General features: G+C 66.6%; 12 protein-coding genes and 1 pseudogene. 8 read left to right on the top strand and 5 right to left on the bottom strand.

What is annotated here, in order from left to right:
- From lpxB to HMPREF3115_RS15785, 3 genes are read left to right on the top strand one after another with little or no spacing between them, the layout of a single operon-like run.
- Positions 1 to 1,170, top strand: a complete 1,170-nt coding sequence (lpxB, locus tag HMPREF3115_RS15795; RefSeq protein WP_070555050.1) for a lipid-A-disaccharide synthase — start codon at positions 1 to 3, stop codon at positions 1,168 to 1,170.
- Entirely contained in the window at positions 1,167 to 1,799 is a 633-nt protein-coding gene (gene rnhB, locus HMPREF3115_RS15790; protein WP_006402660.1) for a ribonuclease HII, read from the top strand. The genes lpxB and rnhB overlap by 4 nt, the downstream gene beginning before the upstream one ends.
- A complete protein-coding gene (locus HMPREF3115_RS15785; RefSeq protein ID WP_070555049.1) occupies positions 1,796 to 2,578 on the top strand; it encodes a TrmH family RNA methyltransferase in 783 nt (260 codons plus the stop codon). The genes rnhB and HMPREF3115_RS15785 overlap by 4 nt, the downstream gene beginning before the upstream one ends.
- A 94-nt stretch (positions 2,579 to 2,672) precedes the next feature.
- Here HMPREF3115_RS15785 and HMPREF3115_RS15780 read toward each other — a convergent pair whose 3' ends face one another.
- On the bottom strand, positions 2,673 to 3,488 hold the full coding sequence (locus HMPREF3115_RS15780; RefSeq protein ID WP_006402662.1) for a posphoenolpyruvate synthetase regulatory kinase/phosphorylase PpsR: 816 nt from the start codon (positions 3,486 to 3,488) through the stop codon (positions 2,673 to 2,675).
- A gap of 373 nt (positions 3,489 to 3,861) precedes the next feature.
- On the opposite strand from HMPREF3115_RS15780, the gene ppsA reads away from it, so the two are divergent.
- From ppsA to HMPREF3115_RS15765, 3 genes are all read left to right on the top strand, one after another.
- Positions 3,862 to 6,261: a phosphoenolpyruvate synthase gene (ppsA, locus tag HMPREF3115_RS15775; protein ID WP_006402663.1), complete on the top strand. Its 2,400-nt coding sequence runs from the start codon at positions 3,862 to 3,864 to the stop codon at positions 6,259 to 6,261.
- Positions 6,262 to 6,384: 123 nt separating this feature from the next.
- Positions 6,385 to 6,819 (top strand): NfeD family protein, encoded by a 435-nt coding sequence (locus HMPREF3115_RS15770; RefSeq protein ID WP_070555047.1) that lies wholly within the window; start codon positions 6,385 to 6,387, stop codon positions 6,817 to 6,819.
- Between the two features lie 38 nt (positions 6,820 to 6,857).
- On the top strand, positions 6,858 to 7,805 hold the full coding sequence (locus HMPREF3115_RS15765; protein ID WP_006407697.1) for an SPFH domain-containing protein: 948 nt from the start codon (positions 6,858 to 6,860) through the stop codon (positions 7,803 to 7,805).
- An 83-nt stretch (positions 7,806 to 7,888) separates the two neighbouring features.
- Here the strand turns inward: HMPREF3115_RS15765 and smpB are convergent, their stop codons facing one another.
- Positions 7,889 to 8,335, bottom strand: a complete 447-nt coding sequence (smpB, locus tag HMPREF3115_RS15760) for an SsrA-binding protein SmpB (RefSeq protein WP_006402666.1) — start codon at positions 8,333 to 8,335, stop codon at positions 7,889 to 7,891.
- Between the two features lie 98 nt (positions 8,336 to 8,433).
- Here smpB and HMPREF3115_RS15755 point away from each other — a divergent pair, with 98 nt between their 5' ends.
- Positions 8,434 to 8,871 (top strand): type II toxin-antitoxin system RatA family toxin, encoded by a 438-nt coding sequence (locus HMPREF3115_RS15755; protein WP_006402667.1) that lies wholly within the window; start codon positions 8,434 to 8,436, stop codon positions 8,869 to 8,871.
- 4 nt (positions 8,872 to 8,875) lie between these two features.
- Complete coding sequence (locus HMPREF3115_RS15750; RefSeq protein WP_070555046.1) at positions 8,876 to 9,199, top strand: RnfH family protein; 324 nt, start codon at positions 8,876 to 8,878, stop codon at positions 9,197 to 9,199.
- Between the two features lie 43 nt (positions 9,200 to 9,242).
- Here the strand turns inward: HMPREF3115_RS15750 and HMPREF3115_RS15745 are convergent, their stop codons facing one another.
- The 3 genes and pseudogenes from HMPREF3115_RS15745 to HMPREF3115_RS15735 all read right to left on the bottom strand — a co-directional run.
- Positions 9,243 to 10,226, bottom strand: a complete 984-nt coding sequence (locus HMPREF3115_RS15745) for a DMT family transporter (protein ID WP_006411595.1) — start codon at positions 10,224 to 10,226, stop codon at positions 9,243 to 9,245.
- A gap of 101 nt (positions 10,227 to 10,327) precedes the next feature.
- Positions 10,328 to 11,005, bottom strand: coding sequence for a Vgb family protein (locus HMPREF3115_RS15740; protein WP_035488272.1), 678 nt, complete (start codon positions 11,003 to 11,005; stop codon positions 10,328 to 10,330).
- Between the two features lie 60 nt (positions 11,006 to 11,065).
- A pseudogene (locus tag HMPREF3115_RS15735) lies at positions 11,066 to 11,787 on the bottom strand (helix-turn-helix domain-containing protein); the annotation flags it as partial.

Genomic DNA, 11,787 nt, shown 5'->3' with positions numbered 1-11,787 from the left:
ATGCCGCTGCCGACCACTCAGCTCCGGCTCGCGATGGTGGCGGGCGAACCGTCCGGCGATCTGCTCGCGGCGTCGCTGCTCGGCGGATTGCGCGAGCGGCTGCCCGCGTCGACCCACTATTACGGGATCGGCGGCGCGCGGATGATCGCGCAGGGCTTCGACTCGCACTGGCGGATGGACAAGCTGACGGTGCGCGGCTATGTCGAGGCGCTCGGCCAGATCCCGGAGATCCTGCGCATCCGCGGCGAGTTGAAGCGCCAGCTGCTCGCGGAGCGGCCCGACGCGTTCATCGGCGTCGACGCGCCCGACTTCAACTTCAACGTCGAACAGGCGGCACGTGACGCGGGCATTCCGTCGATCCACTTCGTCTGTCCGTCGATCTGGGCGTGGCGCGGCGGGCGGATCAAGAAGATCGCGAAGTCCGTCGACCACATGCTCTGCCTGTTTCCGTTCGAGCCGGCGATTCTCGACAAGGCGGGCGTCGCATCGACGTACGTCGGCCATCCGCTCGCCGACGAGATTCCGCTCGAACCCGACACGCACGGCGCGCGCATCGCGCTCGGCCTGCCGGCCGACGGCCCCGTGATCGCGGTGCTGCCCGGCAGCCGCCGCTCGGAGATCGCGCTGATCGGCCCGACCTTCTTCGCGGCGATGGCGCTGATGCAGCAGCGCGAGCCGGGCCTGCGCTTCGTGATGCCGGCGGCGACGCCCGCGCTGCGCGAGTTGCTGCAGCCGCTCGTCGACGCGCATCCGCAGCTTGCGCTGACGATCACCGACGGCCGCTCGCAGGTCGCGATGACGGCCGCCGACGCGATTCTCGTGAAGAGCGGCACCGTCACGCTCGAAGCGGCGCTGCTGAAAAAGCCGATGGTGATCTCGTACAAGGTGCCCTGGCTGACGGGGCAGATCATGCGCCGGCAGGGCTATCTGCCGTACGTGGGGCTGCCGAACATTCTCGCCGGCCGCTTCGTCGTGCCCGAGCTGCTGCAGCATTTCGCGACGCCCGAGGCGCTCGCCGACGCGACGCTTACGCAGCTGCGCGACGACGCGAACCGCCGCACGCTGACCGAAGTGTTCACCGAGATGCACGTGTCGCTGCGGCAGAACACCGCCGCGAAGGCGGCCGAAGCCGTCGCGCGCGTGCTCGACCAGCGCAAGAGGCGCGCATGACGGCAGGCCGCATCACGTTCGCCGATATGCAGGCGGGCTTCGACTTCAACCGCCCGGACGAGATCGTCTGCGGCGTCGACGAAGCGGGGCGCGGGCCGCTTGCCGGGCCCGTCGTCGCGGCCGCGGTGATTCTCGATCCCGCCCGGCCGATCGATGGGCTCGACGATTCGAAGGTGTTGTCCGCGAAGAAGCGCGATGCGCTGTACGAGTTGATCGTGTCGAATGCGCGCGCGTATTGCGTCGCATCGGCGAGCGTCGACGAAATCGACTCGCTGAACATCCTGCATGCGACGATGCTCGCGATGAAGCGTGCGGTCGAAGGGCTGTCGGTCCTGCCGACGCTCGCACAGATCGACGGCAACCGCTGCCCCACGCTGTCCGTGCGCGCGGAGGCGATCGTCAGCGGCGATGCGCTCGTGCCGAGCATCTCGGCCGCATCGATTCTCGCGAAGGTCACGCGCGACCGCATGCTCGTCGATCTGCACGAACGTTTTCCCGTCTACGGTTTCAACGTGCATGCAGGCTACGGCACCCCGCAACACCTTGCCGCGCTGCGCGAGCACGGCCCGTGCGAAGCGCATCGGCGTTCGTTCGCGCCCGTGCGCGAAGCGCTCGATCTGATTCGATGAAAGCCATTACGTCAAGGGACAACCCGCTCTACAAGCGCCTGAAGGCGCTCGCGGGTTCGACGCCCCATCAGCGCCGCAGCGGGCAGGCGCTGCTCGAAGGATTCCACCTCGCGAGCGCCTATCTCGATACGGGCGCGATACCCGAGCTGTGCGTCGCGACCGAAGGCGCGCTCGGCCATGCGGAAGCGCAGGCGATCGTCGCACGCATCGACGCGCAGCGCATCGTGACGCTGCCCGATGCGCTGTTCGGACAGCTGTCGAACGTCGTCAACGGCGTCGGCTTCCTGCTGCTCGTCGATCGTCCCTCGCCGCCGCTGCCGGCGCGCGTCGCCCATACGTCGGTCGTGCTCGACGGCGTGCAGGACGCCGGCAACGTCGGCTCGATCCTGCGCAGTGCGGCGGCGGCCGGCGTGCGGCACGTGTTCTGCGCGCCCGGCACCGCGTATGCGTGGTCGTCGAAGGTGCTGCGTGCGGGCATGGGCGCGCATTTCCTGCTGTCGATCCACGAGGATGTCGCGCCCGACGCGCTCGCGGCGCGGCTCGACGTGCCGGTCGCGCTGACCGATTCGCACGGCGCGCAGGCGATCTACGACTGCGATCTGTCGCAACCGGTCGCGTGGGTGTTCGGCAACGAAGGCGCGGGCGTGTCGGCGTTCTGGCGCGACATCGCCGCTCATCGCGTGACGATTCCGCAGCCGGGCGGCATGGAGTCGCTGAACGTCGCGGCAGCTGCCGCGGTATGTCTGTTCGAGCAGGTCCGGCAGCAGCGTCGCGCGTGATCTCGCGCGCAGATCGCCGCGTCAGGGCGAGAACGAAAAAAGGCCGCGTCGAACGCGGCCTTTTTGCTTCGGGCGGGACGATCCGCCGCGACGATCAGTACGACTGCCGCTCGAGGCGGATCTCCTGCAGGATCGTCGTCGCGATTTCCTCGATCGACTTGTGCGTCGACGACAGCCACTTGATGCCTTCGCGCCGCATCATCGCCTCGGCCTCGTTGATCTCGTAGCGGCAGTTTTCGGGCGCCGCGTACTTGCTGCCCGGACGCCGCTCGTTGCGGATCTCCGACAGACGCTGCGGATCGATCGACAGCCCGAACAGCTTGTCGCGGTGCGGCGCGAGCGCCGACGGCAGCTTGCCGCGCTCGAAGTCTTCCGGAATCAGCGGATAGTTCGCGGCCTTCACGCCGTACTGCATCGCGAGATAGAGGCTCGTCGGCGTCTTGCCGCTGCGCGACACGCCGACCAGGATCACGTCCGCTTCCGACAGGTTGCGGTTCGACTGGCCGTCGTCGTGCGCGAGCGAGAAGTTGATCGCCTCGATGCGCGTCTTGTATTCCTCGGTGTCCGCGTTCTGGTGGCCGCGGCCCATCGCGTGGCTCGACTTCAGCTGCAGTTCCTGCTCGAGCGGTTCGACGAAGCGCTGGAACATGTCGAGCACGAGCGCGTTCGAGCGCTTGACGATCTCGTTGGACTCGCTGTCGACGAGCGTCGTGAACACGATCGAGCGGCGGCCGTCGTGCACGGCGGCTTCGTTGATCTTCTCGACGGTCGCGTATGCCTTGTCGAGCGAATCGACGAACGGCACGCGCACGAGGCGGAACTTCTGGTCGAACTGGGAGAGGATCGAATGCGCGAAGGTTTCGGCAGTAATCCCCGTGCCGTCGGAGACGATGAAAACGGTAGGCAGCATGAATCTGGACGTCGAACGTGAAGGGCGGTTGCGCGGGCGGCTCGAGGCCGCCCTCCAGACGCAGTGACAAGGTCGTGCCACATCCTGCAGCCGGCACGGTAGAATAGCGGCAACCTGTTGGATAAGCAATTGCGGGGGCGGGGCGCGTACGATGCCCGAGGCTTGCCGCGAGCGATTCGAAACTCCCGGCAAGTTCGGCGATTCATCTGCAAAATTCGCCTTTCTGCCGGGATTTTTGTAATCGGGCCGGAAGCGTTCGCGTCTGCGATTGTTTATCTAACAGGTTGCGCAAGACGCGCCGCGCCTTTTTGCAAGCGCCCGCGTTCAAGCCCACTTGCGCGATCGAGCATTTTTTTCACACTTAGGGGCTTGTATGACTAACGCAGCAAACGTCGCAAAGGACCAGGCGTATGTAATTCCGTTCGAGCAGTTGCGGATGACCGATGTGGAGATCGTGGGCGGCAAGAATGCGTCGCTCGGCGAGATGATCAGCCAGCTTGCCGAGGCAGGCGTGCGCGTTCCCACCGGTTTCGCCACGACCGCGCTCGCATTCCGCGATTTCCTCAAGCACAACGATCTCACCGACCGCATCGCGAAGCGTCTCGAGTCGCTCGACATCGACGACGTGAAGGCGCTCGCCGAAGCCGGCGCCGAAATCCGCAAGTGGATCGTCGACGCGCCGCTGCAGCCGCGCCTCGAGCAGGAAATCCGCGCGCAGTTCGAAGTGCTGCAAAGCGGCTCGCCGGGCGAGCTGTCGTTCGCCGTGCGCTCGTCCGCCACGGCCGAAGATCTGCCCGACGCCTCGTTTGCCGGTCAGCAGGAGTCGTATCTGAACGTCGTCGGCATCGAGGACGTGCTCGACCGCATGAAGCATGTGTTCGCGTCGCTGTACAACGACCGCGCGATCTCGTATCGCGTGCACAAGGGCTTCACGCATGCCGAAGTCGCGCTGTCGGCCGGCGTGCAGCGCATGGTCCGTTCGGACGTCGGCGCGGCCGGCGTGATGTTCACGATCGACACCGAGTCGGGCTTCAAGGACGCCGTGTTCATCACGTCGAGCTACGGTCTCGGCGAAACGGTCGTGCAGGGCGCGGTGAACCCGGACGAGTTCTACGTGTTCAAGACCACGCTCGCGCAGGACAAGTACCCGATCATCCGCCGCTCGATCGGCTCGAAGCTGATCAAGATGGAATTCACGCAGCCGGGCGAGCCGGGCCGCGTGAAGACGGTCGACGTGCCGCACGAGCAGCGCAACCGCTACTCGATCACCGACGACGACGTGATCGAGCTCGCGAAGTACGCGGTCATCATCGAGAAGCACTACCAGCGTCCGATGGACATCGAGTGGGGCAAGGACGGCCGCGACGGCAAGATCTTCATCCTGCAGGCGCGTCCGGAGACGGTGAAGAGCCAGGCGAGCGGCAAGGCCGAGCAGCGCTTCAAGCTGAAGGGCCAGTCGCAGGTGCTCGCGACCGGCCGTGCGATCGGCCAGAAGATCGGTGCGGGCCCCGTGCGCGTGATCCAGGATCCGTCGGAAATGGAACGCGTGCAGCCGGGCGACGTGCTCGTCGCCGACATGACCGATCCGAACTGGGAGCCGGTGATGAAGCGCGCGTCGGCGATCGTCACGAACCGTGGCGGGCGCACCTGCCACGCGGCGATCATCGCGCGTGAGCTCGGCGTGCCGGCCGTGGTCGGCTGCGGCGACGCGACCGACGTGCTGAAGGACGGCGCGCTCGTCACCGTGTCGTGCGCGGAAGGCGACGAAGGCAAGATCTACGACGGGCTGCTCGAGACGGAAGTCACCGAAGTGCAGCGCGGCGAACTGCCGGAAATTCCGGTGAAGATCATGATGAACGTCGGCAATCCGCAGCTCGCGTTCGACTTCTCGCAGCTGCCGAACGCCGGCGTCGGCCTCGCGCGTCTCGAGTTCATCATCAACAACAACATCGGCGTGCACCCGAAGGCGATCCTCGAGTATCCGAACGTCGATCAGGATCTGAAGAAGGCCGTCGAGAGCGTCGCGCGCGGTCATGCGTCGCCGCGCGCGTTCTACGTCGACAAGCTGACCGAAGGCGTCGCGACGATTGCCGCGGCGTTCTATCCGAAGCCCGTGATCGTGCGTCTGTCCGACTTCAAGTCGAACGAGTACAAGAAGCTGATCGGCGGTTCGCGCTACGAGCCGGACGAGGAAAACCCGATGCTGGGCTTCCGCGGCGCGTCGCGCTACATCGCCGACGACTTCGCGCAGGCGTTCGAGATGGAGTGCCGTGCGCTCAAGCGCGTGCGCGACGAGATGGGCCTGACCAACGTCGAGATCATGGTGCCGTTCGTGCGCACCGTGAAGCAGGCGGAACGCGTCGTCGGCCTGCTCGAGAAGTTCGGCCTGAAGCGCGGCGAGAACGGGCTGCGCCTCGTGATGATGTGCGAGGTGCCGACCAACGCGATTCTCGCGGAAGAGTTCCTGCAGTACTTCGACGGGTTCTCGATCGGCTCGAACGACCTCACGCAGCTCACGCTCGGCCTCGATCGCGATTCGGGCATGGAGCTGCTGGCCGTCGATTTCGACGAGCGCGATCCGGCGGTCAAGTTCCTGCTGAAGCGCGCGATCGATACGTGCCGCAAGATGGGCAAGTACGTCGGCATCTGCGGTCAGGGCCCGTCCGATCATCCGGATTTCGCGCAGTGGCTGACCGACGAAGGCATCGTGTCGATCTCGCTGAACCCGGACACGATCATCGATACCTGGCAGGCGCTCGCGAACCGGAAATAACGGTCGATCGCGTCGCTTCGACGAAAGGGCGGCTCGGCCGCACTTTCGTTGAAGGCAAAATGCAAGGTTCATGCTATAAACACCCCGGTAGATCCGGGGTGTTTTCGTTTGCAGGAGACCGCAATGATGTCGGCGCAGTTGTTCTGGTGGGTCGGAGTCGGCGTGCTCGTCGTGGCCGAGCTGCTGACGGGGACGTTCTATCTGCTGATGATCGCGCTCGGCTTCGTTGCCGGCGGACTGCTGCAGCTCGCCGGCTTCCCGCCGCACGTGCAGATCGGCGCGGCCGCCGCCATCGCGCTCGTCGCGATGATCGTGCTGCGCCGCTCGGGGCTCGGGCGCAAGCAGAAGCGCGATACGTCGACGAATCCCGACGTCAACCTCGATATCGGCGCGACCGTCACGGTCGGCGCGTGGCATGACGGCCGCGCGCGCGTCCAGTATCGCGGTGCCGAGTGGGACGTCGAGCTGGCGGCCGGCGAGCGCGACGATGCGCGCGTCTATCAGGTCAGCGCCGTGCGCGGCAACTGCCTCGTGGTCGTCGCGAAACCTGCGGGCTGATCGTCCGTGCCCGTGCATACAACAAGGAGGAAATGTCGATGGATTCGCTGATCATCTGGGTCGTACTGCTCGTCATCGCGATCGTGATCGTATCGAAGACGGTGAAGATCGTGCCGCAGCAGCACGCGTGGGTGCTCGAGCGCTTCGGCCGCTATCACGCGACGCTGTCGCCGGGGCTGAACATCGTGCTGCCGTTCGTCGACCGTATCGCGTACCGGCACGTGCTGAAGGAGATTCCGCTCGACGTGCCGAGCCAGGTCTGCATCACGCGCGACAACACGCAGCTGCAGGTCGACGGCGTGCTGTATTTCCAGGTCACCGATCCGATGAAGGCGTCGTACGGGTCGAGCAACTTCGTGCTCGCGATCACGCAGCTCGCGCAGACGACGCTGCGCTCGGTAGTCGGCAAGCTCGAGCTCGACAAGACGTTCGAGGAGCGCGACTTCATCAATCACAGTATCGTGTCCGCGCTCGACGAGGCCGCCGCGAACTGGGGCGTGAAGGTGCTGCGCTACGAGATCAAGGACCTGACGCCGCCGAAGGAAATTCTGCACGCGATGCAGGCGCAGATCACCGCGGAGCGCGAGAAGCGCGCGCTGATCGCCGCGTCCGAAGGGCGCAAGCAGGAGCAGATCAACCTCGCATCGGGTGCGCGCGAGGCGGCAATTCAGAAGTCCGAAGGCGAGCGGCAGGCCGCGATCAATCAGGCGCAGGGCGAAGCGGCCGCGATTCTCGCGGTCGCCGAAGCGAATGCGCAGGCGATTCAGAAGATCGCGAGCGCGATCCAGTCGCAAGGCGGGATGGATGCGGTGAATCTGAAGGTCGCCGAGCAGTACGTCGGCGCGTTTTCGAATCTCGCGAAGCAGGGCAATACGCTGATCGTGCCGTCCAATCTGTCCGATCTCGGCACGGCGATCGCGTCCGCACTGACGATCGTCAAGCGCGCGACGCCGGCCGCGGCCGACCTGCCGCGCGGCAACGGCTGACGCGCACGAATCGTCGAGTCGACCAAAACATACGGCCCGCTCGAAGCGGGCCGTATCGTTTCAGGCGATGTGCGCGCGCCGCGTCAGGCGCCGGCCCGCATGATGCGTGCCTTCTCGCGTTCCCAGTCGCGCTTCTTCTCGGTTTCGCGCTTGTCGTGCAGCTTCTTGCCTTTCGCGAGCGCGATGTCGCACTTTACGCGGCCGCCCTTGTAGTGGAAGTTCAGCGGCACGAGCGTGTAGCCGCGCTGCTCGACCTTGCCGATCAGCTTCTTGATCTCGTCACGGTGCAGCAGCAGCTTGCGCGTGCGCACGGGATCGGGCTTGATGTGCGTCGAGGCTTCGGGCAGCGGGCTGATATGCGTGCCGATCAGGAAGATCTCGGCGTTCTTGATCACGACGTAGCCTTCCTTGATTTGCCCGCGCCCGGCGCGCAGCGCCTTGACTTCCCAGCCCTCGAGCACGAGCCCCGCCTCATAGCGTTCCTCGATGTGGTAATCGAAGTGCGCTTTCCTGTTGTCGATGATGCTCATGAAAGGATCGGGCCAACTCGTTTAAAATCACGATTTTAGCAAAGCGGGGCGCGGATCGCCCGGCTTGCTTTCCCACCTTCAGCGATGCCGCGCGATTTATGGCAGATGTCCAGAAAACCGTATTGATCCGTCATTCGGCGGAACAGATGTTCGACCTCGTCACCGACGTGGCCGACTACCCCAATTTCCTGCCCTGGTGCGGCGGTGTCGAGATTCGCCGTCAGGACGAGAGCGGAATGGAGGCGCGCATCGACATCAACTTCAAGGGCATCAAGCAGCACTTCGCGACGCGCAATACGCAGCAGCGTCCGACGCGGATCGACATGGACTTCGCGGACGGCCCGTTCAAGAAGTTCACGGGCTCGTGGCGCTTCACCGCGCTGCGCGCAGATGCGTGCAAGATCGAATTCTCGCTGCACTACGAGTTCTCGAGCATCCTGCTCGAAAAGATCATCGGTCCGGTGTTCAACCATATCGCGAACACGTTCGTCGATTCGTTCGTGAAGCGCGCGGACCAGCGCTACGGTAAAGGGTGAGGCGATGCTGTCGATCGAAGTCTGCTATGCGCTGCCCGACCGTCAGACGCTGATTCCGGTGTCGCTGCCCGAAGGCGCGACCGTGCGCGCGGCGATCGAGGCGAGCGGCGTGCTCGCGCTGCATCCGGAAATCGATCTCGCGCATGCGAAAACCGGCATCTACGGCAAACTCGCGTCGCTCGACGCGCCGCTCGCCGATCACGATCGCGTCGAGATCTATCGGCCGCTGATCGTCGATCCGAAGATCGCGCGTCAACGGCGTGTCGACAAGGCGCGCCGCGACGGCTCCCTCGAAGGCCGCAAGTGGATGCACAAGGACGCGCGCTGAGCCGCGTGCGCTTGTTCCATTCGTCCGATCGAAGCGGCCGCGCTCAGTGCGCGGCGGCGTTCGGATCGATTGCGGCGCGCGTCGGCGTGTTGCCGTTACCGTCCGCATCGCCGTGCCGCCGCACCGACCCGTACACGCCGGCGAGCAGCAGCGCGAGCGCCGCGATTTCGAGCACGCGCGGCATGCGCTGATCGAAGATGAACGCGTAGAGCATCGCGAACACCGTCTCGAACACGATCAACTGGCCCGACAGCGTGAGCGGCAGCCGCTTCGACGCCGCGTTCCAGAGCCCGTTGCCGAGCCACGACGCGCCGATCGCGAGGCCGAGGTTCAGCAGCCAGAACAGGTGCCAGCGCGACGCGGGCAGCGCAGCCTGTACGGTGCCGGCCGGCAGCGCGACGATCACGGCCCAGCCGAGCGCGCCGATCGCACCGGTCACGACGCCCCACAGCACCGACCATTCGTTGCCGTCGAAACGATGATGGCGCTGCAGATAGCGCGTGTTGGCGACCGCATACCAGGTCCAGCTCGCGAGCGCGCCGGCCGCGCAGGCGATGCCGGCAAGCTTTTGCGCAAGCGTCGTCGCATGCGCGGCTTCCGACGTGAACAGATCGACGTTGATGCAGGCGATGCCGGCGACGACGAGCGCGAGCGGTGCGGCAAGCCGCCGCAGCGGCACCGCGCCGCGGTCGCCGAGCCCTGCGAGCGTGACGGTGACGGGCAGCACGCCGACGATCAGCGAGCTCGGCGCGATGCCGATCAAATGCACGGCCGCGGACAGCAACATGTAGTACGCGACGTTGCCGACGAGCGCGAGCTTCGCGAGCGCGATCAGGTCGCCGCGCGTGAGCCGTGCGAGCAGCGAGCGCGCCGCCGGCAACGCGGCGGCCACCGACACGAGCCCGTACATCGCGTAGCGGCCGACACTCAGCAGCAGCGGCGAGAAGTCGGTCAGCAAACGCGGAACGAGAAAGACCATGCCCCACATGGCGCCCGCGAGGACGCCGTACACCACACCGCGCTGCATTCACTGCTCCCGACGAATTACTGACGAGCGCGCATGGTAGCCGCGCTCGTGCGGCCGCGTCTTGTCCATTCCTGCACTCGCGGCGCGGTGCGCGATTCGCGTCAGTCGTCGGTGGATTCGCGTTGCGCGTCGTCCGGCGGCGCTGTTCGCGCCGGGCGACGTACGACGCGCAGCTTGCCGCTGTTGCCGCCGCCGCAGAAAAAGCGCTCGCCGCCGTCCGATTCGAGTCCCGACACGCCGACGCCGTCGGGCAGGTCGAGTTGCTCGAGCACGCGGCCTGACTCAGGATCGATGCGTCGCAGCTCGCTGCGGTCGGCTTCCCACGTACCGTGCCACAGCTCGCCGTCGACCCAGGTGACGCCGGTCACGAAGCGGTTCGACTCGATCGTGCGCAGCACGGCGCCCGACTGCGGATCGACCTGATGAATCTTGCGTTCGCGGTACTGGCCGACCCACAGCGTGCCTTCGGCCCACGCGAGACCCGAATCGCCGCCGCCGCCCGGCGCGGGCAGCGTCGCGAGCACGCGGCCCGATTCGGGGTCGATCTTCTCGATGCGGTCTTCGACGATCTGGAACAGATGACGGCCGTCGAACGCGGTGCCCGCATGCGCGGCGACGTCGATCGTGCGAACCGTCGTGCCGCGCTCCGGATCGAGCGCGTTGAGTTTGTCGCCGGACGCGAACCAGATCCGCTGTCCGTCGAACGTGACGCCGTGCACGCCGTCGACGCCCGGAAACGGGCCGTATTCGCGAAGAATGTCTGCTTTCGATCGTGTCATCGTGATCACCTTGTCGTTCGGTCGGCCGGTCGCCGGGGCGGTTCGTCATGCAAGTCGATCCTAGTCGCCCGCGACCGGCATCGGGAGTAACAACGTCGTCGCGAATCCCGGCAGCGGCGGCGTGGTCCAGCGGCGCGCGCGGCCGCGCCCGAACGCGTGCGCCTTGCCTGCTTCCGCGAGTGCGTCGAGCGCGCGCTGCACGGTGCGCTGGCTCGCGCCCAGCGCGAGCGCGAGGGCGGAGCTCGACCATGCTTCGCCGTCGGCGAGCAGCGCGAGCACGTCGGCATGGCGGTCGTCGACCGGGCGCGCGAGCACGGCGACGTCGCGCGTGCCGAGCGGTTCGAGCGCGAATCCGCGCGGCGTCGCGGTGACGTTCGCAAGCGGGCGCAGCAGCGCGCGCAGCCGGCCGATTTCGACGCGCAGCCGCGCGCGATGCGTGTCGTCAGGATGCCGTGTGCGAAACGCGGCGGCGATCAGCGCGTCGCGCGGCACGTCGGCCGGCCACGCTTCGCCGAGCACACGCGCGAGCACGAACAGCACCGGGCGGCGCGCGAGCGGCACCGTCGTGCGCGGATCGCGCACCGTGTATCGGCACGCGTCGACGACGAGCGCGTTGGACGCGAACAGCGCCTCGACGTCGTCGAGTCCCACGGCGCGCGACGTGTGCTGCGCGACGAGCCGCGCGGCAGGCGCGGCCAGCATTCGGCCGGCGGCGTCGATCTCGGCGGTCAGTGCGGCGATGCCGGCAGCCAGCGCGGCCTCGCGTGCGCGTGCGAGCGCCG

It is taken from the genome of Burkholderia sp. HMSC10F09 (assembly GCF_001806955.1).
GTDB classification, from domain to species: Bacteria; Pseudomonadota; Gammaproteobacteria; order Burkholderiales; family Burkholderiaceae; genus Burkholderia; species Burkholderia multivorans.
This window is presented reverse-complemented; position numbering and strand designations above follow the sequence as displayed.